23 protein-coding genes, 1 tRNA gene and 2 pseudogenes are annotated in these 26,711 nt (G+C 61.8%); 16 read left to right on the plus strand and 10 right to left on the minus strand.

Annotated elements, in window-relative coordinates; translation table 11 throughout:
* The first annotated feature begins 2 nt into the window (after positions 1 to 2).
* The 4 genes from ccoO to A2I95_RS15070 all read left to right on the plus strand — a co-directional run bounded on the left by ccoO (position 3) and on the right by A2I95_RS15070 (position 2,783).
* On the plus strand, positions 3 to 731 hold the full coding sequence (ccoO, locus tag A2I95_RS15055) for a cytochrome-c oxidase, cbb3-type subunit II (protein ID WP_027257986.1): 729 nt from the start codon (positions 3 to 5) through the stop codon (positions 729 to 731).
* A 10-nt stretch (positions 732 to 741) separates the two neighbouring features.
* Positions 742 to 954 carry a CcoQ/FixQ family Cbb3-type cytochrome c oxidase assembly chaperone gene (locus tag A2I95_RS15060; RefSeq protein WP_027257987.1) on the plus strand — a complete coding sequence of 71 codons (213 nt, stop codon included), beginning with the start codon at positions 742 to 744 and terminating at the stop codon, positions 952 to 954.
* Positions 951 to 1,820, plus strand: coding sequence for a cytochrome-c oxidase, cbb3-type subunit III (gene ccoP / locus A2I95_RS15065; RefSeq protein WP_291730695.1), 870 nt, complete (start codon positions 951 to 953; stop codon positions 1,818 to 1,820). The genes A2I95_RS15060 and ccoP overlap by 4 nt, the downstream gene beginning before the upstream one ends.
* A 144-nt stretch (positions 1,821 to 1,964) precedes the next feature.
* Complete coding sequence (locus tag A2I95_RS15070) at positions 1,965 to 2,783, plus strand: class I SAM-dependent methyltransferase (protein WP_291730696.1); 819 nt, start codon at positions 1,965 to 1,967, stop codon at positions 2,781 to 2,783.
* Between the two features lie 22 nt (positions 2,784 to 2,805).
* On the opposite strand, the gene A2I95_RS15075 is transcribed toward A2I95_RS15070, so the two are convergent.
* Both A2I95_RS15075 and A2I95_RS15080 read right to left on the minus strand, forming a co-directional pair.
* On the minus strand, positions 2,806 to 3,498 hold the full coding sequence (locus tag A2I95_RS15075; protein ID WP_291730698.1) for a DUF2270 domain-containing protein: 693 nt from the start codon (positions 3,496 to 3,498) through the stop codon (positions 2,806 to 2,808).
* A gap of 389 nt (positions 3,499 to 3,887) precedes the next feature.
* The gene (locus A2I95_RS15080) at positions 3,888 to 5,297 is read right to left on the minus strand and encodes a calcium-binding protein (protein WP_291730699.1); all 1,410 of its coding nucleotides are present in this window, start codon (positions 5,295 to 5,297) and stop codon (positions 3,888 to 3,890) included.
* Between the two features lie 313 nt (positions 5,298 to 5,610).
* On the opposite strand from A2I95_RS15080, the gene ccoG reads away from it, so the two are divergent.
* The 4 genes from ccoG to ccoS are packed head-to-tail and all read left to right on the plus strand — an operon-like array spanning position 5,611 to position 9,884.
* Entirely contained in the window at positions 5,611 to 7,044 is a 1,434-nt protein-coding gene (gene ccoG, locus A2I95_RS15085; RefSeq protein WP_291730700.1) for a cytochrome c oxidase accessory protein CcoG, read from the plus strand.
* A gap of 3 nt (positions 7,045 to 7,047) precedes the next feature.
* Positions 7,048 to 7,512, plus strand: a complete 465-nt coding sequence (locus tag A2I95_RS15090; RefSeq protein ID WP_291730701.1) for a FixH family protein — start codon at positions 7,048 to 7,050, stop codon at positions 7,510 to 7,512.
* A gap of 5 nt (positions 7,513 to 7,517) precedes the next feature.
* A complete protein-coding gene (locus A2I95_RS15095) occupies positions 7,518 to 9,695 on the plus strand; it encodes a heavy metal translocating P-type ATPase (RefSeq protein WP_291730702.1) in 2,178 nt (725 codons plus the stop codon).
* Positions 9,696 to 9,725: 30 nt separating this feature from the next.
* Entirely contained in the window at positions 9,726 to 9,884 is a 159-nt protein-coding gene (gene ccoS, locus A2I95_RS15100; RefSeq protein ID WP_027257996.1) for a cbb3-type cytochrome oxidase assembly protein CcoS, read from the plus strand.
* A gap of 257 nt (positions 9,885 to 10,141) precedes the next feature.
* Here the strand turns inward: ccoS and A2I95_RS15105 are convergent, their stop codons facing one another.
* From A2I95_RS15105 to A2I95_RS15115, 3 genes are all read right to left on the minus strand, one after another.
* Positions 10,142 to 11,758, minus strand: coding sequence for a D-alanyl-D-alanine carboxypeptidase family protein (locus A2I95_RS15105; RefSeq protein ID WP_291730703.1), 1,617 nt, complete (start codon positions 11,756 to 11,758; stop codon positions 10,142 to 10,144).
* Positions 11,759 to 12,020: 262 nt separating this feature from the next.
* Entirely contained in the window at positions 12,021 to 12,347 is a 327-nt protein-coding gene (locus A2I95_RS15110; RefSeq protein WP_291730704.1) for a hypothetical protein, read from the minus strand.
* 79 nt (positions 12,348 to 12,426) lie between these two features.
* A complete protein-coding gene (locus A2I95_RS15115) occupies positions 12,427 to 13,140 on the minus strand; it encodes an HAD family hydrolase (RefSeq protein ID WP_291730705.1) in 714 nt (237 codons plus the stop codon).
* Between the two features lie 106 nt (positions 13,141 to 13,246).
* Between A2I95_RS15115 and clpS the strand changes: the two genes are divergently transcribed.
* The 8 genes and pseudogenes from clpS (at position 13,247) to A2I95_RS15155 (ending at position 19,155) form a co-directional block, all read left to right on the plus strand.
* Entirely contained in the window at positions 13,247 to 13,570 is a 324-nt protein-coding gene (gene clpS / locus A2I95_RS15120; RefSeq protein ID WP_035920320.1) for an ATP-dependent Clp protease adapter ClpS, read from the plus strand.
* A 12-nt stretch (positions 13,571 to 13,582) separates the two neighbouring features.
* Entirely contained in the window at positions 13,583 to 14,572 is a 990-nt protein-coding gene (locus tag A2I95_RS15125; RefSeq protein ID WP_291730706.1) for a methyltransferase, read from the plus strand.
* 114 nt (positions 14,573 to 14,686) lie between these two features.
* Entirely contained in the window at positions 14,687 to 15,493 is an 807-nt protein-coding gene (locus A2I95_RS15130) for an SDR family NAD(P)-dependent oxidoreductase (protein ID WP_291730707.1), read from the plus strand.
* Between the two features lie 15 nt (positions 15,494 to 15,508).
* Positions 15,509 to 16,402: an oxygen-dependent coproporphyrinogen oxidase gene (gene hemF, locus A2I95_RS15135; RefSeq protein ID WP_291730709.1), complete on the plus strand. Its 894-nt coding sequence runs from the start codon at positions 15,509 to 15,511 to the stop codon at positions 16,400 to 16,402.
* A gap of 179 nt (positions 16,403 to 16,581) precedes the next feature.
* Positions 16,582 to 17,397 carry a GH25 family lysozyme gene (locus A2I95_RS15140; RefSeq protein WP_291730710.1) on the plus strand — a complete coding sequence of 272 codons (816 nt, stop codon included), beginning with the start codon at positions 16,582 to 16,584 and terminating at the stop codon, positions 17,395 to 17,397.
* 684 nt (positions 17,398 to 18,081) lie between these two features.
* Positions 18,082 to 18,321 (plus strand): phage integrase N-terminal SAM-like domain-containing protein, encoded by a 240-nt coding sequence (locus A2I95_RS15145; RefSeq protein WP_291730711.1) that lies wholly within the window; start codon positions 18,082 to 18,084, stop codon positions 18,319 to 18,321.
* Between the two features lie 146 nt (positions 18,322 to 18,467).
* A pseudogene (locus tag A2I95_RS15150) lies at positions 18,468 to 18,671 on the plus strand (tyrosine-type recombinase/integrase); the annotation flags it as partial.
* A 112-nt stretch (positions 18,672 to 18,783) separates the two neighbouring features.
* A complete protein-coding gene (locus A2I95_RS15155) occupies positions 18,784 to 19,155 on the plus strand; it encodes a hypothetical protein (protein WP_291730728.1) in 372 nt (123 codons plus the stop codon).
* On the opposite strand, the pseudogene A2I95_RS42565 reads toward A2I95_RS15155, so the two are convergent.
* From A2I95_RS42565 to A2I95_RS15175, 5 genes and pseudogenes are all read right to left on the minus strand, one after another.
* Positions 19,154 to 19,456: pseudogene (locus tag A2I95_RS42565) on the minus strand (DUF6538 domain-containing protein); the annotation flags it as partial. The gene A2I95_RS15155 and the pseudogene A2I95_RS42565 sit on opposite strands and share 2 nt — an antisense overlap.
* Before the next feature lie 6 nt (positions 19,457 to 19,462).
* Positions 19,463 to 19,537 (minus strand) — tRNA-Gln (locus A2I95_RS15160).
* A gap of 298 nt (positions 19,538 to 19,835) precedes the next feature.
* Positions 19,836 to 21,767, minus strand: a complete 1,932-nt coding sequence (locus tag A2I95_RS15165; RefSeq protein ID WP_291730712.1) for an acyl CoA:acetate/3-ketoacid CoA transferase — start codon at positions 21,765 to 21,767, stop codon at positions 19,836 to 19,838.
* Positions 21,768 to 22,007: 240 nt separating this feature from the next.
* A complete protein-coding gene (locus A2I95_RS15170) occupies positions 22,008 to 24,092 on the minus strand; it encodes a peroxidase family protein (RefSeq protein WP_291730713.1) in 2,085 nt (694 codons plus the stop codon).
* A 236-nt stretch (positions 24,093 to 24,328) separates the two neighbouring features.
* The gene (locus tag A2I95_RS15175; protein ID WP_291730714.1) at positions 24,329 to 26,707 is read right to left on the minus strand and encodes a response regulator; all 2,379 of its coding nucleotides are present in this window, start codon (positions 26,705 to 26,707) and stop codon (positions 24,329 to 24,331) included.
* Positions 26,708 to 26,711 lie beyond the last annotated feature (4 nt).

Below are 26,711 nucleotides of genomic sequence, written 5' to 3' on the forward strand. Positions count from 1 at the left end.
CTATGTCCATTCTCGACAAACATAAGATCCTCGAGACCAACGCGACCCTGTTGCTGGTGTGCAGCTTCCTGGTTGTGACCATCGGCGGCCTGGTGCAGATCGCACCGCTGTTCTACCTGGAAAACACCATCGAGAAGGTGGAGGGCATGCGCCCTTACACGCCTCTCGAACTGGCGGGCCGGGACATCTATATCCGTGAAGGCTGCTATGTCTGCCACAGCCAGATGATCCGCCCGATGCGCGATGAGGTCGAACGCTACGGCCACTACTCGCTGGCGGCGGAGTCGATGTACGACCGTCCGTTCCAGTGGGGCTCCAAGCGGACCGGGCCGGATCTGGCCCGCGTCGGCGGCCGCTACTCGGACGAGTGGCACGTCGATCACCTGCGCAACCCGCAGGCCGTCGTGCCGGAATCGGTGATGCCGAAATACGGCTTCCTTGAGGAGAAGCGCGTCGACGGCAAATACATCGGCGACGTGATGGCCACCAACGCGATGCTGGGCACCCCCTATACGGACGGGATGATCGAGGCCGCGCAGGCCGACTTCCGCGCCCAGGCGGATCCCGACAGCGATTTTGACGGGCTGCTGGAGCGTTACGGCGAGAAGGTCAATGTGCGCAACTTCGACGGCCAGCCGGGTGTGTCCGAGGCCGATGCGCTGATCGCCTACTTGCAGATGATGGGCACGCTGGTCGACTTCTCGACCTTCACCCCGGACGCGAGCCGCTAAGGAGGGAAAAATGGAATTCTACACACTCCTCAGGCAATTCGCGGACAGCTGGATGCTGCTGTTCCTGTTCACCTTCTTCATCGGTGTTGTGGTCTGGGCGTTCCGCCCGGGCAGCACCAAGGTTTACAAGGACACCGCAGACATCCCGTTCCGGCATGATGATGCACCGGCGCCTGCCGCAGGTGCTGACGAACCCGCCGAGACCAAGGAGGCGAGGGCATGAGCAAGAAATCGCAAAAGTTCGAAGGCGATCCGAACACCACCGGCCATGAGTGGGACGGGATCGAGGAATTCGACAACCCGATGCCGCGCTGGTGGCTGTGGACATTCTACGCCACCATCATCTGGGGCGTGCTCTACACCGTCGCCTATCCGGCCTGGCCGTTGATCAACGGCGCCACCGCCGGGGTGCTGGGATGGTCGACCCGTGCTGATATTGCGGTGGAAATCGCAGCCGTCGAAGAAGCCAATGCGCCGGTTAACGCCAAGCTGGAGGCAACCGAGCTGACTGCAATTGCGGCAGATCCTGAGCTGAACTCCTACGCGGTGTCCGCCGGGTCCGCGGTATTCAAGACCTGGTGCGCCCAGTGCCACGGCTCGGGTGCGGCGGGGGCCAAGGGCTATCCGAACCTGCTGGATGACGATTGGCTGTGGGGCGGCTCGGTGGAGGATATCCACGCCACTGTCGCCCACGGCATCCGTAACGAGGACAGCGACGATGCGCGCTATTCCGAGATGCCAGCCTTCGGCCGCGACGAGCTGCTTGAGAAGGAAGAAATTTCCCAAGTGGTCAACTACGTGATGTCGCTGTCGGGCGAGGCGCAGGATGCCTCACAGGTTGAAGCGGGGTCCGTGGTCTTTGCCGACAACTGCGCCTCCTGCCACGCTGAGGACAGCACCGGCGACCGCGCCCAGGGCGCGCCGAACCTGGCCGATGCGATCTGGCTGTATGGCGGCGATTACGCGACGCTGACCGAGACGGTGACCAATTCGCGCTATGGTGTGATGCCGGCCTGGAACACCCGCCTGACCGAGGCGCAGATCCGCGCGGTTTCGTCCTATGTCCACCAGCTGGGCGGCGGCGAATAAGCCGGATCCGGTTGGTCAGAGTGATGAGAGGGCTGCCTGCGGGCGGCCCTTTTTCGTGACTGCATTTCTTCCGGGGGGTGATTGCTGATTGAAGCTCCGGCATCGCGCCTGAAATTTGATCAAATTAACCCGGGAGAACCTGCCGTGAGTGATGCGCCTATTGAATTGGAGCAGGCGGTTGCCGCTAACCGTCTTGCCTGGGATGACTCGGCCCGGCTGCACAAGGACAATGCCCTGTGGCAGGAGCTGACCGCCGGCTTTGCCCAGCCTGGTTTTTCGACGTTTGACGCCACAATGACCCAGACGCTGGAAGGGTTCGAACTGCAGGGGCTTTTCGGGGTTCAAATCGGCTGCAACAATGGACGCGAGACGCTGTCGCTGGCTGCCTTCGGTGCGGAGCGTTGCCTGGGAATTGATCAGTCGGCGGAGTTCCTGAAGCAGGCGGAGATCCTGAAGGGCATCGCCGGATCGGACTGTGAATTTCTGTGCGCTGACATCTATAGCCTGCCATTCGGCACCCGCCGCGATTTCGATTTTGCGGTGATCACCATCGGCGTGCTGAACTGGATGCCGGACCTGGGCCGGTTTTTTCAGGCGGTGGCCAGGCTGTTGCGGCCGGGCGGGCGGCTGGTGATCTATGAAACGCATCCGGTGCTGGAAATGTTCGAGCCAGCGTCAAAGCAGCCGCATTTGCCGGCCTATTCCTATTTCAGCGAAGGTCCCGCCGTTGAGGAGCAGGCGATCACCTATGACGGCAGTGCCAAACAGGCGGCGCCGCCCTCCTATTGGTACAGTCACAAGATGAGCGATGTGTTCATGGGGCTGATCCATGCCGGCATGATAATCTCGAGGTTTGAGGAACACCCGCATTCCAACCGGGAAACCTGTTTCGATGTTTATAAAGACCAGCGGGCGCAATTGCCGATGAGCTATACAGTGGTGGCAGGCAAGGCAGCAGAATGACGTGCCGGAGGAGGGGGCAGGCCTAGCCCATCGAAGTCATCGAACTGCGTTTGCGGGCGCGGGCGGCGTCGGTTCTGGTGCTCCACCAGGCGATACCGCCCCAAAGCAGCACATAGAAAAGACCGGTTCCAAGCACCAGCTCGCCCGGGAAGGGGCCGATGTCGGCGCGGGCGACCGCTTGCTGCAATGAGGTGACGCCTGTGGGGTGCACCGCGATCTTGCCCGCATAGGCGAGGGATTGGATCAGCAGGATCCAAAAGTAGTTTCGCCGGATCCGCCGCCCGATCGCGGTCATCACGCTGACGTGGTATTCCGGCCGCAAATAGTCGGCGGCCAGCACATCCTGCCAGTGCTCCTCCAGATGCAGGTCGCCCTCTTTCAGCATGGGGGTGTAAAAATGCGTCTCCATCCAACGGGCGCGGGCGCGGAACACGTTGAAATAACGGTAGCGGCGTGCCTCAAGCATCAGGAAGAAAATGATCAGCACCCCCACCAGGATCAGCGGCAGGGGCGAGGCGCCGGGCGAGGAGAAGGAAATCGACAGTGCCACGCCCAGCGTGACCACCGACCAGTTGGTGGTGGTGTCCAGCCGGGTGCGCCAGACGGTGCTGCGGTAGATCTCGCCCCGGTACAAATGCGCCAGGGCGCCGATTTCGGCTGCCGTCAACGGTGCGCGGTCTTTGGCGGCTGTCTGCTCGGTCTCGTTTTTTGCCATAAAAACGAGCGTAGATTTTTTCCCGGAACCGGGCAATTAATTTGCGCCTTTTTGATCCGTGTCAAACTCTGACGGCCGCAAATCGGTTAAAACCGCAGATGAAAGAGATTGCTGCTTGGCTTAACAGCCCTCCTGGGCAGCATGATATCCCGCAAGGCCGACGTGCAGGCTGAACGGGTCATGCGCCGGTTTTCCGATCTGTTCGCGCGTTTCCTGGAAAACCGGCGCTTTTTCTTTCTTTCCCAATGTCAGGATCTCAGGTCAGATGTTCTGCGGATGAATGCAGCGCGTTTTCGGCGGCTTAGAAGCCAGCCAGCGCAGCAGCCGGGTGAACCTGCCTGCAGGGCGGGGCAAGGGCTTGGGGGCCGTTGAAGCCCCTCATTCGCGTATCAAAAGATCACGATCTGATCTTCAATTGTAGCGACGTCAAAGGAGTCGTAGCCCTCGTCCTTTAATGTCAGCGTGTTGCCGTTGCCAAAGGTGAACTTCAGGTCGCCATTCGGCCGGAATTCCGCGAATTCCATCACTTCAAATGCGCTAAAATCCGTTTCTCCCCACAAAGCGTCATCAAATTTCAGCTTGTCCTTGTGATCGGCATAAACAACGTCATGGCCGCTTGTGAAAACAAAAGTGTCCCGGCCGTTTTCAGTTCTGCCAAAGGCCAGTTGACCTCCGTCAAGAGTGTCATCGCCTTCGCCACCTGACAGTGTATCCCTGCCAAGGCCGCCTTCCAGGACGTCGTTGCCCTTGTTGCCGTGCATTCTATTGGCGCCAAAAGAGTCGCGGGCATGCAGATAGTCATTGCCTGTTCCGCCTTTTAGGACATTGTTGCCGCCGCCTCCGTCCACGGTGTCGTCGCCAGCACCTCCAAACAAACGGTCGCTTCCATTGCCGCCGTCAATTCTGTCGGCCCCGCCGCGCCCGTATACTTTGTCATTCCCGTCGTTACTGTCGAGAATGTTATTTTTTTTATTTCCAAACAAAGCGTCGTCAGATTCTGTAGTGGTGATAGCTTCAATGCCTTTGATGACGTCTCCCGCTGCCGAACCTGTGTTTCTGTCAAGGTTTTTAAGGTCAAACGTGACGCCCTTTTTGTCCTGAATGCGAAGTGTGTCGATCCCCGAACCGCCTCTCAATGTGTCGGCGCCGGATGTGCCGTTAAGAGTATCGTTACCGGAGCCGCCTATGAGCAGATCCGCCCCCTTACCGCCGTAAAGGTTGTCGCCGTCGGCACCGCCCATCAGGGTGTCGCTACCATCACCGCCATTTAGGATATCCGCTCCATCACCGCCTACTAGCTTGTCCTTGCCTAGCCCGCCGGAAATACCGTCGTTGCCGGAGCCGCCATCCACAAAGTCAGCAGCTTGTGATCCGATGAAGGAATCGTCTCCGCCGCCGAGGTCAAAAACGTTGCTGTCAGCGTAGCTTTGAATAGCGGAAATCCAAATATAGTCAGTTTCATCAGTTCCGGTCAGCGTCCCGGAGAAGTCGAGGATTTCGATGTTCTGCAGCGAAGGCCAGTTGCTGACCAAGTTGCTAGTTGCAAAGCGGAAGGTGTCGATTCCATTCCCACCATCTGCTCTTGTGTAGCTTATGTCGGCATGGTTCCAGATGAACAGGTCATTTCCGTTACCCCCATCGAAACTGCCATCGCCTGCCAGAGTGTCATTTCCGTCACCTCCCCGAAGCGTATCTTCCCCGCCCTGGCCATTGATGTAATCGTTTCCACTCTCTCCAGTAAGAAGCTCGCTGGCGGCGGTTCCGTTCAAAATTAGGGGTGCGGCGTCGATGGTGTTCATTTAACGGCCTTCAAAGTGTTGATATTCAGCCGCAGAATAATCACGCCCTATGATTGATTTCAAGAAGAGGAACAGCATTATAAAGATTGTACTATTCCGAAAACCCGCCCAGAAGTTTCCGCAATCGCTGCGCTGCGGCAACTTGCCCCTGGCGGCGCCGGGCGGGCAGGCATAGGTGGCGTTTTGCCTTCACAGTACGCGGAGAAGGTGCCTGAAAACATGATTGTGCGATGCGCTTTTTGATCCACGTCAATGTTCTGGCATTATGCATCTGTGACAACGGCGCGAGACAGCCACAAGACGGAGAGTGTCCGTGAGCGATTCCAAACCAGCCCCGAGCCTGTACGCCGCCCAGGAGCCGATCTACCCGCGGCGCGTGTCCGGCCCGTTCCGGAACCTGAAATGGTACATCATGGCGGTGACGCTGGGGATCTACTATCTGACGCCGTGGATCCGCTGGGACCGCGGGCCAAGCTTGCCGGATCAGGCCGTGCTTTTGGATCTGGCGGGCCGCCGGTTCTATTTCTTCTGGATCGAGATCTGGCCGCATGAGTTTTATTTCGTCGCCGGATTGCTGATCATGGCGGGGCTGGGGCTGTTCCTGTTCACCTCGGCGCTGGGCCGGGTCTGGTGCGGATACACCTGCCCGCAGACGGTGTGGACCGATCTGTTCATTCTGGTGGAGCGCTGGATCGAGGGCGACCGCAACGCCCGCCTGCGCCTGCACCGGCAGAAAAAAATGGATTTCCGCAAGGCGCGGCTGCGGCTGACCAAATGGGTGTCCTGGTTGCTGATCGGTCTCGCCACCGGCGGTGCCTGGGTGTTCTATTTCGCCGATGCGCCGACGCTGGCCTATGATCTGGTGACGCTGAACGCGCACCCCGTTGCCTATTCCACCATGCTGGTGCTGACCGGCACCACCTTTCTGTTTGGCGGTTTCGCACGCGAGCAGATCTGCATCTACGCCTGCCCCTGGCCGCGCATCCAGGCCGCGATGATGGATGAGGACACGCTGACCGTCGGCTACCGCGAGTGGCGGGGCGAGCCGCGCGGCAAGCCGCGCAAGACCGACGAGGCGGGCACCGTGCATGGCGATTGCATCGACTGCATGGCCTGCGTCAATGTCTGCCCGATGGGGATCGACATCCGCGACGGCCAGCAGATGGAATGCATCACCTGCGCCCTGTGCATCGACGCCTGCGACGACGTGATGGCCAAGATCGGCAAGCCGCGCGGGCTGATCGACTATATGGCGCTATCGGATGAGGCAGAGGAGCGCGCAGGCAAACCGCCAAAGAACATCTGGAAACATATCCTGCGGCCGCGCACCATCATGTACACCAGCCTGTGGTCGCTGGTCGGTGTGGGGCTGCTGTTTGCCCTGTTCATCCGCTCGGACATTGAATTGACTGTGGCGCCGGAACGCAACCCGACCTTTGTGACACTGTCCGATGGTGCCATCCGCAACACCTATGACGTGCGCCTGCGCAACAAGCACGGCGAGGACAGGGTGTTCAAACTGTCGATCAAGGGCGATCCGGCGATGCGGCTGCAGCTGGAAGGCACGGTGTATCACTCGGTCAACGTGCCTGCGGATACCGCGCTCTTGCAGCGGGTCTATATCGTCTCTGCCAAGGGATCCGCACCGTCGCAGACCGGCAGCACCCCGGTTCGCATCTGGGCCGAGGATCTGATAAACGGGGAAAGGGCCCACAAGGACACCAGCTTTAACGGCAAGGGGAATTGAGCCATGGCCAAGCGCGAACGCGAATTCACCGGTAAGCATGCCTTGATGCTGTTCTGCGGCGCCTTTGCGGTGATCATCGGGGTGAACATCGCCCTGGCGGTCAATGCAGTAAAGACCTTTCCGGGGCTGGAGGTGAAGAACTCCTATGTTGCCAGCCAGGAGTTCGATCTGCGCCGTTCTGCGCAGGAGGCCCTGGGCTGGTCGGTCTATGCGTCTTCGCAAGGCGATCAGGTCAAGCTGGAGATCACCGATGCCGGCGGCGCCCCGGTGGAGGTCGCCAAGCTGAGCGCAACGCTGGGCCGGGCGACCCATGTGCAGGATGACCAGCAGCCGGCGTTCACCTTTGACGGCCAGGCCTATGTGGCGCCGGCCGAGCTGGGGCCGGGCAATTGGAACATCCGCATGGTTGCGCGGGCCAAGGACGGCACCGAGTTCACCCAGCGCGTGATCCTGCATGTGAAAGGCTGACCTTCATGACTGCCCAGATCCGCCCCTCGCTTGCGGCCTGTCCGGCCTGCGTTGCCGCACCGCATGACAGCGGGGAGCAGGCCCCGGCAGAGGCACGGCTGGCGCTGTCCTTGCCGGGCATTCACTGCCAGGCCTGTATTTCAGCGGTGGAGCGGGAGCTGAACGCGCACCCCGGCATTCATTCCGCGCGGGTCAACCTGACACTGAAGCGGGCGCTGATCGAAGCGGAGCCGGATCTGCGAGCAGCCGACCTGATCCGGGTGCTGGAAGGCATCGGATATGAGGCGCATGAGCTGGATCTGGCGGCGTTGGCTGCCACTCAGAACGACAAGGCGGGCCGCGATCTCCTGATGCGGCTGGCGGTTGCATTTTTTGCCTCGATGAATGTGATGCTGCTGTCGGTCTCGGTCTGGTCCGGGGCGTCGGATGCGACGCGGGACATGTTCCATTGGATCTCTGCAGCCATCACCTTTCCGGCGATCCTGTTTTCAGCGCAGCCGTTCTTTGCCAACGCCTGGAGCGCCTTGCGGGTCAAGCGCCTGAACATGGACGTGCCGATTGTGCTGGCGCTGGTGCTGGCGCTGGCCACCTCGCTGTGGGAGACCTTTCTGTCCGGCGAACACGCCTATTTCGATGCGGCGCTGACGCTGACCTTCTTCCTGCTGGCAGGCCGTTATCTGGACTACCGAACCCGCGCCGTGGCGCGCTCGGCCGCCGAGGAGCTGGCCGCATTGGAGGTGCCCCGCGCGATCAGGCTGCTGGACGGAAATGAATACGAGGTGCCGGTGGCGGATCTGGCGATTGGCGATCTGATCTTGGTGCGCCCCGGCGGCCGGATGCCGGTGGACGGTGAAATCACCGAAGGTCAATCGGAACTGGACCGCTCGCTGCTGACCGGCGAGACGCTGCCGGTCTTTGCCGCGCCGGGGCTGGCGGTGTCGGCCGGCGAAGTGAACCTGACCGGCCCGCTGACCATCCGGGCCACTGCCGTGGGCGAGGACACCTCGCTGCACCGCATGACCGATCTGGTGGCCATCGCCGAGTCGGGCCGCTCCCGCTATACCTCGCTGGCGGACAGTGCGGCCAAGCTTTATGCGCCGGGCGTGCATATCCTGTCGGCGCTCGCTTTTGCAGGCTGGTATCTGTGGACCTTCGATATCCGCACGGCGCTGAACATTGCCGCTGCGGTTCTGATCATCACTTGCCCCTGTGCGCTGGGTCTTGCGGTGCCTGCGGTGACCACCGCTGCATCCGGGCGGCTGTTCAAGAAGGGCATGCTGATCAAACACGCCACCGCGCTGGAGCGGCTGGCGGAGATCGATACCGTGGTCTTCGACAAGACCGGCACGTTGACTGCCGGCACGCCGGAGGTGACCAATCTGGGGGCGCATGCGCGCTCAGACCTGGAGATTGCATTGGCGCTGGCGGAAGGCTCCTCCCATCCCCTGTCGGTGGCTCTGACCCGCGCAGCACGGAACGCCGGGATCAAACCCGCCAGCGTGCAGCAGATCACCGAGGTTCCAGGTTATGGCGCCGAAGGGGTGTTCCGCGGCACCCCTGTGCGGCTGGGCCGGGCGGCCTGGGTGGGGGCCGAGCAGGGCAGCCAGACGGCGGCCTGGCTGGACAGCGGGGCAGGGGAGGCGAAGGCGTTCCTGTTTACCGATGCCCTGCGCCCTGGTGCTGCCGAAGCGGTGCGGTCGTTGAAGGAAGCCGGCAAGGACGTGCTCTTGATTTCCGGCGATACCGCCGGCGCGGTCGAGGACCTGGCCGTGCGGCTGGGCATCGCCAAATGGGCGGCCGAAGCGCTGCCTGCAGACAAATCCGCCCGGGTGCAGATGCTGGCCGGTCAGGGCAAGAAGGTTTTGATGGTGGGCGATGGGTTGAACGACACTGCGGCGCTGGCGGCGGCCCATGTGTCGATCTCCCCGGCCTCAGCACTGGATGCGGCGCGGGTGGCGTCGGATATCGTGCTGCTGGGGCGGGATCTTTCCCCGATTGCAGAGGCCTGTACCGTGGCGCAGAAGGCAACCCGCCGGATCCGTGAAAACTTCCGCATTGCCACGCTGTACAACGTGATTGCAGTGCCCCTGGCGATTGCCGGGCTGGTAACGCCCTTGATTGCGGCGCTGGCGATGTCTACCTCTTCCATTACAGTCTCTCTGAATGCGCTGCGGCTGCGCTAAGCCCGCGCCAGCTATGCCGGATCTGAAACTATGAGTGTCCTTGCCTATCTGATCCCGATTTCACTGATCCTCGGCTCGGTCGGGCTGGCAGCGTTTTTCTATACGCTGCGCAGCAACCAGTACGACGATCCGGAAGGCGATTCCCGCCGGATCCTGAGCGATGAGTGGGACGACAAGCCCAAGCCGTGATGTGGGCGGCCTGGCCTGTGTGAAAAGCCAATCCCTCCCGCCCCTGCAGTTGCCCTGGCTGACGCCAGAGCCCCTTGGCAGCGTTGGGCGTGGCACCGCGCTTTGCGCGGTGCCACGCCCAACGGGAGGAAGCCTTTTCGCAGAACAGGATGACGACGGGCGGGAGCGTTTGATCGGGTCCTGGCCGGATCCTGGGGGGCGGTCATGAAAAAGGCGCCGCTGGGGCGCCTTTTGTTCTGGTTCGGGAAACACTGGGCTCAGGATGGGCCGATCGGCTTGCAGGTCACGTTGCGGGCGTTCAGGCGGCGGCAGGCCAGTTCCGCCTGATCTTGGCTCATGCCGAGGAAATTGGCTTCGAACCCGCGCCGGGTCTTGGCCACCTTGCGCAAGGAGCCGTCCAGCGTTTCCAGCTCCGACAGGGCCGTGCGCAACAGAACCTTTTCGGCCTGGTAACGGCTGGTGTAGAGGCCGACATTGACACCCCAGTAACGCCCGCCGGAAGTGGAGAGCCGGGTCACAACCACTGGTTCCGGTTCGGGTGAAGCGTTCGCAAGGGCCAGGCTGGCCGGGCGGGCAACGGGCCTCAGACCGGTGAAGGGCACCTTTTGCACTGCAGCGATGACCGTGGCTGTTGCGGTCTGTGCTGCTGGCGCGGGTTCCGCCTCGGCTTCGGCGAGGGCGACGGCTATGCTGTTGCGGATGGCATCCCCCTGCAGCGCACCTTCGGCACTGAGGGTCTGGACATTTTCGATCTGCTCCGCTTGCGGTGCGGTTTGTGCAGTGTCCTCAGCAGCTTCGGCGGGCGGTGTCTGCAGTGCTTCCTCAAGCGCGGCCACCAGCACCGGCGACTCGCTGCGGCCGGGGCGCGATTTGGGCAGCAGGCTGGTGTTCACCTGGCCGCTGACCCGGATGGTCTTGCCTGCAGCACCTGCGCTGCTGCCGCTGTCCCCGGCGTCCGCTATCACGACGCCGGCGCCTTGGTATGCGGGCCGGCGCGGTTTGCGCAGGGCGGCACGCGACGGGGCGCGGCGGAAGCCGAGATCCAGCAGTTCCGCCACCTTGGCATTGCGTGCGGTAGAGGATTTTCCGCCGAACACCGTGGCGATGATGCGTTCATTGCCGCGCTTGGCCGAGGCCACCAGGTTGGAGCCTGCCGCGCGGGTATAACCGGTCTTGATGCCGTCGGCGCCGCGGTAACTGGCCAGCAGGCGGCGGTTGGTGTTGGGCACTTCGCGCACGCCGGCATGGGTCGTGCGGCGCGAGAACAGGTTGTAGTATTCCGGGTAGTCATAAAGCAGATGGCGGCCCAGGGTGGTCATATCGCGTGCCGTCGACAGATGTCCGCTGGCCGTCAGGCCATGGGCGTTCTTGAAGGTGGTGCGGCTCATCCCCAGCGCCTTGGCGGTGCGGTTCATGCGGCGGGCAAAGGCGGCCTCGGAGCCCGACAGCGTCTCGCCGATGGCGGTGGCCGCGTCATTGGCGGATTTCACTGCCGCGGCGCGGATCAGATAGCGGAAGGCAATCCGCTGGCCGGAGCGCAGGCCCAGTTTCGAGGGCGGCTCGGCAGCAGCGTTGCGGCTGATCTTGACCTTGGTCTCAAGCGAGATTTCACCGTTCCGCACAGCCTCAAACGCGATGTAAAGGGTCATCATCTTGGTCAGCGAGGCCGGGTGCAGCCGGGTGTCGGCATTGCGTGAATGCAGCACCTCGCCGGTGCGGGAATCGATGACCATCGCAGCATAGGGCGCCGCAGCACCCCGCTGCGGCTGAAGCGCCAGCACAATTGCGGCGATAAGAAATACTGCGGCTGCCCTCAGGAACCGGGTACGGAAATACCGGCCTGACGCCGGATTGACCTGCGTGATTACTGCCATGTTTGCCTCATGCCGCCGGTTTTCCGGCTGACGTTTTTGCCTGTGAGCAAAAGCCTAACACAGGGTTGATGAGGAATAAACAGCGGCGAAAAGGGGTGTTAAGCGCTATGCGCGCCATCCTGCCGGCATCTTGTGGGGACACCCGGCGGTCCCTCTAGATGCGGTAAGTGCTAATAGAAGGTTACCGAAAAAAGTTGCATTTCCCGGAGTGCCGGGCGGTTGATTTTCAGCCCTGCAGGCCGCTGACGCGGGGTCCGGACCGTTAACCTGCGTGAAAATTGGTCACGTAGAAAGGGGCGGAGTAGCTGAGGCCAAGTGAAAATTCGCACGGCTGGATCAACCGTGCCTTGATGCGGGATTCGAGGTCCGTGAGCAAAGCAATGGAGAACGCCTCGTCCCGGTGCGGCTTGGTCAGCAGGGTTACGGTGATGGCAATGTGACTGTGGTGAAACTGCTCTGCGGGATAGGCCCGGCCCTTACAGGCCCCGGCGCCGCTGTCGTGTTCCAGGATAACGGCCTCAATTTCAGCCAGAATGGCCTTGGCATCAATTTCCAGGTCGCTGGAGTATTTCAGTTCGGCGTGCGGCATCTTCCGGCGTCTCCGCTTTGGGTCGGCAAAGGGATAGCTGGCCGGAACAGGTCCGTCCAGCATCGGTTCACGGCGACCGTCAGTTGAGGCTGTTCACTAAGTCTGCCAGCCCGCTCAGATCGGCAATCTCGGTATAGCGGGGGCTGTGCTTGGGGGCTTCGGCGTGCTCGACCTCCCAGACCAGCCCGTGCGGCACATAGGTGCCCCAGGCGCCGGCGCCGATGGCTGCGACCACGTCAGAGCGCATCGAGTTGCCGACCATCATCGCGTGCGCCGCCCCGTCGCCGTGGCGGGTGAAGATGTCCAGGTAGACTTCCGGTGACTTTTCCGAGACCACCTCGACCCCGTCGAACAGCTCTCCCAGGCCCGATTGCGCCAGCTTGCGCTCCTGATCCAAGAGATCGCCCTTGGTGATCAGCACCACCTTATAACGGCCGGCAACCGCCTCCACCGCCGCGCGCGCATGGGGCAGCAGTTCGATGGGATAGGACAGCATCATCTGGCCAGCGGTGATCAGTTCCTTAATCACGGCGGCCGGCACGTGTTCCTGTGTCACCTCAATTGCGGTTTCGATCATCGAGAGGGTGAAGCCCTTCACCCCGTAGCCATAGCGCCCCAGATTGCGCTTTTCGGCATCCAGCAGCCGCCGTTCCAGCTGCTCCGATCCGATGTCGGCGGGAGTGTGATCCATCAGCAATTCGGCGAATCTTTCCTGGGTGACGCGGAAGAACCGTTCGTTGTGCCAAAGGGTATCGTCGGCATCAAAGCCGATTGTTGTCAAATTACGTATCAATCTGCGGGTCTCAGTCTCTTTTCCTAAACTGTATAGAGGCTATATAAGCCTCACAGATAATTCCACGTATCAACGGATCAAATTGCTTATGCCGCTGCAGCACATCATGATGACCGACCATTCAGACGACGATATCGAATCTGGCGTCCTGACCAAGACACGGCCGAAAACCAAGCGCCCGCCGCGCTATAAGGTGCTGCTGCTGAATGATGACTACACGCCGATGGAATTTGTCGTCATGGTGCTGGAGCGGTTCTTTGGCATGACCCACGCGCAGGCGTTTGAGATCATGCTGACGGTGCATAAAAAAGGCGTTGCTGTGGTCGGCGTGTTCAGCCATGAGGTGGCTGAGACCAAGGTGGGACAGGTGATGGACTTCGCCCGCCGCCAGCAGCACCCGCTGCAATGCACCATGGAAAAAGAAGAATAAAGAGGCTCTTAGATGTCTGTTCGCCTGTCATTGGCCGCCCAATCGGGCGGCTTTGCTGTTCCGTCAGAGGGCCGCATTGCGGTGTTTCATCCGCGCGCCGATCACGATCTTTCGGCCCTGCCCAAGGACCAGCTGCTGATTGTCCAGCCGCTGCGCCCCGACCACGATCACTTTGCCGCGCAGGGCTATGCCTGCACCCCGGCACTGCAGGCGGATGAGGCGCCGGCCGCAGCCGTAGTGTTTATCCCGCGGGCCAAGGCGCTGGCGCGGATGCTGATCGCACAGGCAGCAGCTGCAACGCAGGGGCAGGTGCTGATTGATGGCGCCAAGGTCGAGGGCATTGATTCGGTTCTGAAGGACCTGCGCAAGCGCTGTGATCCCTCGGAGCCGGTCTCCAAGGCGCATGGCAAGGTGTTCTGGATCGACGGCGGCACCGATCTGTCCGAGTGGCTGCCCGCGCAGCCGCAGCAGGTTGAAGGCTTCACCACTGCGCCGGGCGTGTTCTCGGCGGATGGAATTGACCCGGCGTCCCGGATGCTGGCGGCGGCGCTGCCGCAGAAGCTGGGCCGTTGCGTCGCCGATCTGGGGGCGGGCTGGGGGTATCTGTCGGCGGAGGTGCTGAAACGCGAGAGCGTTGAGCAGGTGCATCTGGCCGAGGCCGATTATCACGCGCTGGCCTGCGCGCGGCAGAATGTTGCGGATGCCCGGGCGCAGTTTCATTGGGCGGACGCCCGGACCTGGAAGGCGCCGGGCACTGTGAATACCGTGGTGATGAACCCGCCGTTTCACACCACCCGCACGGCGGAACCGTCGCTGGGCCAGGCGTTCATCGGTGCGGCGGCGGCAATGCTGGCGCCGTCGGGCAGCCTGTGGATGGTGGCCAACCGGCATCTGCCTTATGAGGTGGCGCTGGGCGAACGCTTTGCCCAGGTGCGCGCGGAGGGCGGCGACAACCGCTTTAAGATCCTGCATGCGTCCCGGCCAAAGCGCCGGCGCAAGTAACCGCGGACAGGTGCAATGCCGGTTTCCAAACCGGCAGGCGCGGTCTAACGTGCGGCCCAGATTGCCACAGGCCAAATTGTTGCAGGCCAGATTGTTGCAGGGGAGTGCCCTAACATGTCTTTTTCGATTTCCGGCAAAACCGCCATTGTGACCGGTGCCGCCAGCGGCATCGGGCTGGCGATCGGCAAGCAGTTTGCCGATGCCGGCGCCAATGTGATGTTTGCCGACACCCATGAGGCGCAGCTGGTTGCCGAGCTGGGCGAGCAGGCCGAGGAAAGCAATATCCGCTATTTCGCCGGCGACCTGCGCGAGCGGCTGACCATCGCAAATCTGCTGTCGGCCACCATTGATGCCTTTGACGGGGTCGACATCCTGGTAAACGGCGCGCGCCAGATGGTGGTAACCGATCCGCTGGATCCCGCGGACGACACACTGGACCAGCTGCTGATGCAAAGCCTGCTGCCTGCCGTGCGCCTGTCGCAGCAAGTGGCCAAGCGGATGATCCGGCAGGGCGAGGAAGATGAGGACAGCAGCGGCCCGCTGGGCAGCATCATCAACCTGTCCTCCATTGCGGCACGCCGCACCCACCCCGAGCTGATGGCCTATTCGGTCACCTCTGCCGCGCTGGATCAGGCCACCCGCTCGCTGTCGGTGGCGCTGGCGCCGCACAAGATCCGGGTGAACTCGATTGCCTTCGGCTCGGTGATGAGCGCGTCGATGCGGACCACCCTCAAGGACAACCGCAGCTACCGCCAGGACATCGAGGCGCATACCCCGCTGGGCCGCATTGCATCGCCCACTGAACTGACCGAGACGGCGCAGTATCTGGCCTCCGACGCCTCGGGTTTCATGACCGGCCAGGTTCTGACGCTGGACGGCGGCCGCACGCTGCTGGACCCGGTGGCGGCACCGGTCCACTGATCAGAAAGACCCCGCATGACTGCTGAGATGAAGACTGAGAAGGCCCAGGCTGCCGCCTGGTTCCGGGACCTGCGCAACCAGATCGTTGCGGCCTTTGAAGGGCTTGAGGACAGCCACAGCGAAGGCCCGTTTGCGGATATGGCGCCAGGCCGGTTCGAGGTGACAGAGACCACGCGCTACTCGGAGGACGGTTCCGACGCGGGCGGCGGGCTGATGAGCGTGATGCGCGGCGGCCGGGTGTTTGAGAAGGTCGGGGTCAATATCTCCGAGGTCTACGGCACTCTGGGCGAACGGGCGCAAAACGCGATGGCGGCGCGCAAGGGCATTCCGGGGATGAAGGATGATCCGCGGTTCTGGGCCTCCGGCATCTCTCTGGTGGCGCATATGCGCAACCCGCATGTGCCGGCGGTGCATATGAACACCCGGATGTTCTGGACCCCGCACGCGTGGTGGTTCGGCGGCGGTTCCGACCTGAACCCTTGTATTGAGTACGATGAGGACACCGCGCATTTTCATGGCGTCCAGAAACAGCATCTCGACCCGCATGGCGCGGACCAGTACCCGCGGCTCAAGGAATGGGCGGATGAGTATTTCTACATCCCCCACCGCAAGCGCGCCCGCGGGGTGGGGGGCATTTTCATGGATGACCGGAACTCCGGCGACTGGGCGGCGGATTTTGCCCTGACTCAGGGTATTGGCCGTGCCTTCCTGCCGGCCTTTGTGCCGCTGGTCGAAAAGCGCCGGGTGCAAAACTTCGATGAGGCCGACAAGGACGCCCAGCTGATCCACCGGGGGCTCTATGCGGAATACAATCTGGTCTATGACCGCGGCACCAAATTCGGCCTGGAGACCGGCCACGACGCCAACGCGGTGCTGATGAGCCTGCCACCGCTGGCCAAATGGGTCTGAGCCGCCCGTAAACGTGGCACCCTGAACGCGCCGCCCCCCCAAAGCGGCGCGTTTTTTCTTGCGGCGGAATTATGCTGATATCCTGCCGTCAGGCGCGACTTTGCGCCGGTCTGCGCTAAAGTGAAAAGCAACAACAAAGACGAGCAGATTTTTACACGTTGAGGCAGGGAGCACATCACATGCGCAGACTGGTTTTGGGGGTATTGGCACTGGCACTGGCAACAGGGTGCGGGCGCCCGCCGGATAGGGTCGTCAGCGCGCCGGACGTCACCCGCACCGAGCCTGCCAACGCGCGGCTGTCCGGGTTGCGGACTTACCCCCGGTTCGGCGACCGTGATCCGCATGACTGGGTCGGGCGCAAACCGTGGTCCTATCCGGTCCACGGCATCGATGTCTCGCGCTACCAGGGCGATATCGATTGGCGCAAGGTGCGCCGCTCCGGCGTCTCCTTTGCCTATATCAAGGCGACCGAAGGCGGCGACCACACCGATATGAAATTCCGCGACAACTGGCGCGGCGCAGGTGCCGCCGGGATCCGGCGCGGTGCCTATCACTATTACTATTTCTGCCGCCCGGCAGCGGAACAGGCGCGCTGGTTCATCCGCCACGTGCCGCGAGATGCAAATGCGCTGCCGCCGGTGCTGGACATGGAATGGAACCACCGCTCCCGCACCTGCAGGCTGCGGCCCGACGGCGCCACGGTGCGGGCGGAGGCGCGCAAGTTCCTGAACATTCTGGAACGCCACTACGGCATGCGCCCGGTGGTCTATACGACGGTGGATTTCTACCGTGACACCGGCATCGGCCGTCTCAGCGGCACCGAGTTTTGGCTGCGCTCCGTGGCGGGCCATCCGCGCAAGGTCTACCCGGGCGAAAACTGGAGCCTCTGGCAATACTCCGGCACCGGAGAGGTGCCGGGGGTTTCGGGCGACGTGGACCTCAATACCTTCCGCGGCAGCCCGGAGAGCTGGCTGAGGTGGTCGGGGCAGATCTAGAGCAGGAAGGAATGGGGCTTTGCCCCCTCGCCTTGGGCGCTCACCCCCAGAGTATTAGTAGCCAGAAGAAGTCGGCTTCTTCTGGCTACTAATATCTACCGTGTTGCTTCGGTCAATACCTTGCACATCTTGAGCCTTGGCAAGGAGCGTGAAGACCTCAGACATCGGAATGCTCTTTGTCCAGGTGATTTCTGTAGAGCTGTCGTTCGTCTCTTGCGCGGAGAATGCCGACGAAGTGCCCAATGCACCCTCTCCATCAACAACACAGATCGGCACGGATTTGACGGGCACGTCCAGACCAGCATAATGCGGCAGGGTCGTTCTCCTTCACGGCTGGTTTTTCTGAGGCCGATCTTATCGAACCTGGTTCGCCCTGGGAGAGCGGCCGCCGCAAACACACCATGCCGTTCGGTCAGGATGCAGCGAGACAGGTGTTGGCAATTCGCGGGTTGCGCGACCGTGCGGACCTTGGCCGCTCTCGCGGCATTGACAGCTAGGAACGGCCGCGATACGCCGAGAGCAGACTTTGCAAAGTTCCACGAACGGCCCATGCACTAAATCGCTCCGCGATATGGGCGCCTGTGGCTGGCGTTGCGCGGAACCGGGATTTGCTTCGCGGATTTCGATGACGGGTGTGTGCTGTTGGCCGAGGTGATTTTGCCTCGGTTGACAGAGGGTTTTCCCATGACGGTTCAGCAGTCCACACCGATGACTCCCCTTCGCGCCCGGATGATTACCGATATGTCGGCGCGCAATCTGGGACCGGCTTCTCAAACCAGCCACTTGCGGGCCTGCAAGCGGTTTGCAGCCTGGCTCGGACGATCCCCCGAGACCGCGGCACCCGATGATGTGCGGGACTTCCAGCGGCATCTGATGGAAAGCGGCACCAGCATCTGTACGCGCAATCAGACCATGACCGGGTGAAGTTTCTGTTCCGGGTGACGCTGCGGCGGCATGACCTGGCCGCGGAGGTTTTCAGCCTCAAGGAGCCGGTGAAGGTGCCGCTGGTGCTGAGCGGCAACGAGGTCAAGCGTATCCTGGTCATGGCACCGAGCTTGAAGGCGCGGGTGATGCTGTCGCCGGCCTATGGCTGCGGCCTGCGTGCGGGCGAAGTGGTCCGGTTGCGGGTTGGCGACATTGACGGCGCCCAGAGCATCATCCGCATCGTGCAATCCAAGGGCCGCAAGGATCGCAACGTGATGCTGCCCGCCGGCATTCTGGGATTATTGCGGGACTGGTGGAAAGAACGTCCCGCCGGTCAGGACACAGGCGTGCCCGGGCCTGAACGGGTCATTTTCCCCGGCTATCGCGGCAAGCACCTGCCTGCCCGTCAAGATCTCGCGTCTGTTCAAGCAGGCGGCGCGGGCCGCGGGGGTCACCAAGCCTGTGACGCTGCACACGTTGCGGCACAGTTTTGCGACACACCTGCTGGAGCGCGGCGTCGACGTCCGGTCATTCAAGCACTGCTCGGACACACCAGGCCGATCATGCTGCTGGCCTTTTCCAGCAGTTCCCGAACCTCCTGCCAGTTCTCGCGCCGGGCAGCACGGCGTAGCCTGTTGTTCTCTGCTTCGAGCTCTTCAATACGCTTGTCAGCGTCTTTATCGGTCAGGCTACCGATGCTGCTTTGTTCTGCCAGGATCCGTGCCAGTTCCACTCGGAAAGCTTCGGTCAGCAGGGCTTTGGTGTCAGCAGGGCTCAGGTCTTGAGAGTTCAAGGCGTCCACGATTTCTTTCTCCATTCGCTCGTAGACCGTGAGGAGCCTGGCGGCTCGTTTCACGGCGTCGAGCGGGAGGTCGGTACGCAGGGAAAGGCAGAGAAATGAGTTTAATTGTAAGATTGATAGTGCCCTGGGGAGGCGTTTGCGGAAATAGAAAACCCGGCCCCTTCGCATGAGGTAAGGGCCGGCGCAGGGTTTTGGCTTCTGGTGGGACGAGTCGGAACGCTTGCGCGCATAGCGAGCAACGGATTGTGCTACACTCTGTGTCACAGTTTCGGTCTTCTGAGACACATTGTCTAAGATGAGCTTGGGAGAGCTCTTATTTTCTCGGCTTTTCATGGAAAGTGGCTGGGGTGGTAGGATTCGAACCTACGATACACAGTACCAAAAACTGCTGCCTTACCACTTGGCTACACCCCATCGGTGAGGCGCTGTCTAAAGTTTGTTGCAGAAGGGTGCAAGAGGGTATTTAAAAAAAATTCAGTTCCTGTCCCGCTCTCGTTAGGAAATCTGCATGGGCCCGAGCTTTCATCAGCTGACTGCAAGCCGGTGCCCTTGGAAACCGTATTCACCTTAAGGGTTTACGGATCTTTTGCATGAAACGGTTTGAGCGCCTGCCAAGTTCAGAAAAGAGGGGGCAGCCCCTTTTCCGGCGCGCGCCGACGGGTGCGGAGGATGTGGCCAGCCCGAAACGGGCTGGCGCGGGTTTGTGTCCGCTTCAGGACCCCCAAATGGCCTGATGCGCCTCTTCACCGCTCTCGAAAATATGCGGCTGCACACTGCGGCTGGCGAGGGTGCCTTGCATCTTCAGGCGCATGAAGGCGCTGGTGGTGTAGTGGGCAATCGAGGCGCTGTGGCGCTCCAGTGTCTGCCCGACTGCCGCCGCATAGGCATCCTGCAGATCCTCGGCAATGCGGAAGCCGTTCTGGTTCATCACCATGTTCACATCCTGGCCGCTTTTGGCAAAGGCATCTTGAAGGACCCGGGTCAGATCCTCGATGTCGCGCTTCTTCTTGACGCTCCAGCCTTCGAGGTTGAGGAACATGGTGTGCCGCGCGGCATCATAAGTGACCCGCTCCGACAGGTTCAGGTTCAGCAGGTCGTTCATCAGTCCCATCTGCTCATCCCGGAAGATGCGCGGGTCCATCTGGGTGACATTCTCGATGATCGGCTTGAACTCCATCTGGTCCAGAATATCGCGCTGCAGGTCGATGCCGGGCGCAATCTCGATCAGTTCCAGCCCCTTGGGCGTCAGCTGCAGCACGCAGCGTTCGGTGACGTAGAGCACCGGCTGTGAACGTTTGGACGCGTAAGGGCCTGAGAAGGTGATCTGTTCAATCAGGCGGACGAACTTCTTGTTGCGGCCCTCCTGGACGATGCGCAGGTTGCCATCTTCAACCGCGACCTTCAGGCCGCCCGCGGTGAAGGTGCCGGCAAAGACCACGGCGCGGGAATTTTGCGAGATGTTGATGAAGCCGCCGCAGCCATTCAGGCGGCCGCCGAAGCGGGAGGCGTTGACGCTGCCCTCGGCGTCGCATTCGGCCATGCCGAGGCAGGTGAGGTCCAACCCGCCGCCGTCGTAGAAATCGAACATCTGGTTCTGGTCGATGATGGCGTCGGCGTTGGCGGAGGAGCCGAAGCTGGAGCCGCCTGCCAGCACACCGCCAACCGCGCCGGCCTCGGTTGTGAGGGTGATATAGGGGGTGGCCTTTTCTTCGTTTGCAACGGCGCCGACGCCGTCGGGGGCGCCGACGCCCAGATTGACAGCCCCGTTGGGCGGCAGTTCAAAGGCGGCGCGGCGGGCGATGATCTTGCGCTGGTCCAGCGGCATCTTGGCGATGCCTTCCACCGGCACCCGGATTTCACCGGACAGGGCAGGGTTATGCTGCACGCCATAGTTCATCCGGTGCATCTCGGGGTCATCGGCCAAGCAGACGCAGTCCACCAGCAGGCCGGGGATCTTGACGTCCTTGGGTTTGATCGAGCCGTCTTCGACGATGCGCTCGACCTGGGCGATGACGATGCCGCCATTGTTATGCGCGGCCATCGCCTGGGCCAGACAGTCCAGTGTCAGCGCCTCGCGCTCCATGCTGATATTGCCGGAGCGGTCGGCGCTGGTGCCGCGGATGAAGGCGACGTCGATCTTGGTGGCCTTGTAGAACAGCCATTCCTCGCCATCGACTTCGTGGTAGCGGACGATGTCTTCCTCGGTCACTTTGTTGACCTTGCCGCCGCCGTGGCGGGGATCGACATAGGTGTGCAGGCCGACCTTGGAGAACAGCCCCGGCTGGCCCGCAGCACAGGCGCGGTAAAGCTGCGAGATCACCCCCTGCGGCAGGTTGTAGCCGCAGATCTTGTTTTCTTGTGCTGCCTGCGCAACCTTGGGCATCCGTCCGAAGTTGCCGGCAATCACCCTGCGCAGCAGTCCGTCGTGGTGCAGCCGTCCGGTTCCCAAACCCTTGCTGTCACCGGCGCCTGCGCACATGATCAGGGTCAGGTCGCGGGGCGCGCCCTCCTCGATGAACCGCTTTTCCAAGGCCGCGTGCAGCATTTCCGGGATGCAGCTTTGCACAAACCCGGTGGTGGTCACGACATCCCCGTCCCGGATCAGTGCCATGGCCTGTTCGGTGGTGGTTGTCTTGTCTTTCATGGCGGCGCGTCCTCCCCGATGCCTGTCGCCTTCCGCCAGGGCTTTGCGGCCTTGCGGAAACTGATCGGGCATTCTAGCCGCGGGCCGGGCGGCGCCTGTCCTTTGATTGCGTCAGCGGATGGGGGACATACGACATCACGCCCCGCGGGCTGGGGCGAAGTTTCCGATCGGCGGCCGGCTGTTGCCGATGCGGCGGGCGGCGTGTCTCATCCAGGTGGCCGTGCATCAGCCCGGTTGCAGTCAGAGCAGGCTGTCGCCGGATTGAAACCAGTCGCCCATGCTGATGCCCTCCAGCAACACGGACCAGTTTGCACCATCCGAGAACTTCAGACCGTCTTCTGTGTCCTCAATAAACAATGCACGGCGCATTGGACCCGTCACTTTGATTTCATCAAGGCCAAGTTCAAAATCCGTAATGGTGTCCTCTCCGTGGTGCCGGGTCCTGAACAGAAAACAGTCGCCGCCTGCGCCGCCGGTCAGCAGATCATTACCAGTGCCGCCGGTCACAGTGTCGGCGTGCAGGCCGCCGTCAAGCGTGTCGTTGCCTTTGTTCCCGGACAGCCTGTCCATGCCGCGCCCGCCTGACAGGTCGTCGTTGTCCTGCCCCCCTGTGAGATGATCTTTGCCAGTGCCGCCAAAGATGAAGTCTTCCCCGGATCCGCCATTCAAATAGTCCCGGCCAGCGCCGCCGTTCAGGCAATCATCTCCTTGGTTGCCAGCAAGCGTGTCCTTGCCGCGGCCCCCCTGAAGGTCATCGCCGCCGGCCCGGCCAGCCAGGCTGTCTGCGCCATCGTTGCCGAACAGGAAATCGCGTCCGGCACCGCCTTCAAGGGTGTCATCGCCCTTTGTGCCGGCAGTTCTGTCCATGGCCGTAAAGATGTCTTTTTGAATGGCGCTGATATCGGTGTTGCGCAAAATGACTTCGGACAGGTTTGTTTCCCATAATGCTTTCAACTCGCTGGGTGGAATGCCTTCGCGTCCTTCACTCCAGAATGGATCGCCGTCGCGCAGGCGGGTGAACTGGTCCACCATCACCGTGGTAAAGGTTTCCCCAAGCAGCCCGCCGCCGGACGGGTCTTCGGCCAGCCCGCCAACCCAAGCGTCGACCAGATCGGTCTCGCCGTAGGCCTCTTCCAGCCTGGCTGCCAGACCGGCATCCTGCGTGATATCAGTAAAGCTTTCTGCCCGGTCAAGGCCAAGCGCTTCCCGCAGGCCGTTATAGCTGGCAACCCCCAGATCGCGCCCGCGTTGAATGTTCAGCGCCGCCAGGTCAAGCCCGCCCGCGCCGGGCGGCCCGAACAGGAACGAACGCACATCCTCGACGACCAGGGTGTCAACTGCTTCGGACGCTTGGGTTGCTGCACCGCGCATGACGTTTTCGATCATGTCCGGTTCCTTCAGCAGGTGCGGCTGAAAGAAAGCGTCCCGCAATGCCAGCAGGCCGGCGGCTCCGTCAGCTGCCACCAGCTGCAGGTTGGCCGGCAAAAGCGTATGCCCCAGCCGGAACACGGCGGTAGAAAATTCGATTGCAATGCCAGGGTTCACGTCCGGGTCATAGCGCTGATAGGCCCCAAGCGCGTCCTGGCCGATCAAAATGGGGAGAAACTCCTTGAAGGTGACACTCTGCACCAGCGCTTCGACCCTGGCGCGGGCGGCCTCAAACAACTGGTCATCTGTCAGATCGGGATCCCTTGCGGCCAGTTCCTCAACCAGCCGGTTGTGCTCGCGGGTGAAAATCGTGTGCATCGAGGACAGGGCCACATTTTCTGCGGCGCGGACGTCCCCGGTCAGGAAACCGTCGCCATCCCGGTCCAGATACCCGTCCTTGGTCATCTGCAGCCTGCCGCCTTCGTCCCGCATTGCTGCGACAGTTTCCACCGTCGAGCCATAGATCATGGAGGCATCGATAAATGCGGTGATCTCATTGAGGTACTCACCGTCCTGCTGTGCCACGCGGGTAAAGGGAATGACGGCGTCACCGGTGCCGAAAGGATCGAAAAACGGATCTCCCGCCGGTACTTCGATATCTGCCCCGGTCTCGCTTTCGGCTCCGGTCAGCGACAGGTCATGGTCCAGGAACTGCCCCCAGATCCACAGGAAATCCGATGCGCCGGCAGCGTTCAGAGTGCTGCCGTCTTGCGCGGAAAGGATATTGGAAATCTCACGCGGGTTGGGCCGGTCTGCCCCGGCCATGCCGCCATCAGAGGTCAGGCCGCTGGGCGCCAGATGCAGCAATCCGGTACCGGTTGCCCCCCAATCCGGATTTTCGGAATGTGCGGCATAGCCATCGGCGGGGCGTGCGGCCCCGATCTGTAAATTGGACATGTGATCCCCCAATCACTCATTAACTTTTACCAAATCTGCCATTGTGTGCGGCTCGCAATCCCCGTGCGCGCGGTGCCGGCAAACGCCTTCCCAAGTTCCGGAAACGCACTCAAACCGGGACACAAACAGGCGCCCATTACATCACGAATTAGTGTGATTTTGTGTATTGTCGTGATTTTTATGGCGGATCAGCGCCATTGCGTCACAGGTGAAGCAAAAGGCCGGGACCCTGCGTGTCAGGCTTGACGGGCCCGCGGCGCCGTCCCGGTGGCGGCCGGGGTATTGGTCCATTTGGCGATTTGCTCAAGCAGCTGCTGCTTCCGCATCGGCTTGGACAGGAATTCAACCATGCCTGCGGCGCGGCAGGCCGCTTCGTCGGTGCTCAGCACATTGGCGGTGAGCGCAAGGACCGGGCAGGGCGCCCGGCCGTTCTCCTGCTCCCAGGCCCGCAGGCGGCGGGTGGCTTCAAGGCCATCCATCACCGGCATCGACATATCCATCAGTACCAGATCAAAACCTTGTGCGGTATAGGTGTCCACGGCCTCCTGCCCATTGTTGCAAATGGTCAGCTGAATGCCGGAAGGGGCCAGCATTTTCTGTAAAACCAGCTGGTTGGTGCGATTGTCCTCAGCCGCCAGAAGGCGCAAGTGGCTGAATTGGCCGGCTGTTTGTCCGGCGCTGGGCAGCATCGCGGTGGCAGCCACAGAGGCACCGGTGTTCAGGACCTCCTTCAGGGTTTGCAGAAGCAGTTTGTTGCGCGCCGGTTTCATCAGCACACGCAATGTCTTGCACTCCTTCAGAACTTCATATTCTGCCAGCATCTGACCGCCGGTGCAGAAAACGATCGGCATGTTGCGGCACCCGGGCAAGCTGTGCAGGTTCCTGCACAGGCTTCTGGCTTGATCGAGCGGCAGGCTGGTTTCAACCAGCACCAGATCCGGTTGCTGCTGGTCTGCAGCCATTGAGGCCACTTTTTCCAGCAGGCCGTCCATGCCGTGAAGCGCGATTGTGTCTGCCCCCCAGAGAGCCAGCTGGCGCAGCCGCACGTCGCGGGCAAAGGCTAGATCCGCAGCCACAGCCACCGATTTGCCTGCAAGCGGCCGGGAAGGAGACGGCACTGGAGCGGCAACCGGCAGCGTCAGGCAAACAGTGAAGCAGGACCCTGTGCCGGCCTCCGAGTCCACATCGATCCGCCCGCCCATAGCCTGCGCCAGACGCGACGAGATGGCCAGGCCCAGACCAGTGCCCTCAAAACGCCGGGCGGTGGTGCTTTCGACCTGCTCGAAGGCATGAAAGATCAGGCCGATGCTGTCTTCGGGGATACCGACCCCGGTGTCGCGCACATCAATGCACAGTGGAATAGCGTGGCTGGCGTCGTAGTTAAGGGTGATGCTGATAAAACCTTCCAGGGTGAACTTTACCGCGTTGCCCACCAGGTTCATCAGAATCTGCCGCACCCGGCCGCTGTCGCCGGTAAAGACGGCAGGCGTGTTTTCCGGGATGTCGATACAGATTTCCAGCCCCTTGGCGGATGCGCTGGGCGACATCAGCGTGGCGACGTCATAAATCACGTCGCGCAGATTAAAGGGCTGCTCCAGCATCTGCTCTTTTCCGGCCTCCAGCTTGGAGAAGTCGAGAATGTCGTTGACGATGCGCAGCAGTGCCTCGGACGATGCCAGAATGGTGCCGGTGCAGGATTGCTGTTCAGATGTCAGGCTGGTTTCATTCAGCACTTCCGCCATCCCCAGAACCCCGTTGATAGGCGTGCGGATTTCGTGGCTCATCGTTGCCAGGAAGCGGGATTTGGTCTCGGTGGCCGCTTCTGCCCGGGCTTTTTCCTGCTGCAGCCGCTCGGCGATCCGTTTCTTTTCCTCCAGACTGGTCTCCAGCGTGTTCAATGCGGCGAATACGGCGGAAATCTCATCCGTTTCCTGTGACGGGGCGGATTGCTCCCGGCTCGCCAGGCGCCGCAGCTTGGACGCCGCCATCTGCATTGCGCCGGAGATGGCATGTGCCTTGCGAATGGCAAAAATCAGTGCCGCAAGCATAAGCAGAGCAGTGCCGGTCAGCCCCAGAACAAATATACGGGACAACGCCCGGTTCGCCGCCGTGACGGCCTGTTCCGCATGCACAGCCGCCAGGCCGGTCACGGTGGCAGCTTGCCGGGTAACGGCCTCGCTGCTCATCATCAATGTGCTTAAAGTGGGGATTTCCTGTGCAGGTTTGATGCCCAAAAGCACAACCGCCAACTCGCACCACTCCGACAGCGCATGGTTCAGGGCTTCAGCCTCGGCCCGCAATGGCCCGGGCAGCGGCTGCTTCAGCAAGGCGCCGAGATCGTTGTTGATTTCCTTAAGGTGGTTTTGAAACCGGCTGGCCACTTCTTCCTGCGGGACCAACCGCGTCATCGCCAGAACGTCTTGGGCATAGACTTCGGCGGCAGTGATGCCAGTGCTGACGCCGCTGGCGCGCCGGGTCACCTCAAGCGAGGCTTCCAGCACCGCGTCTTTCCGGCTGGAGGCATACATCGCCATGCTGCCGATCAGCACTGCCGCGAGCAGTGCCGCAACCGCAATCACCAGAACCGGCAGCACGGTGGAGCGTTTGATATTCATAAGC

This window comes from Leisingera sp. F5, assembly GCF_001593695.1.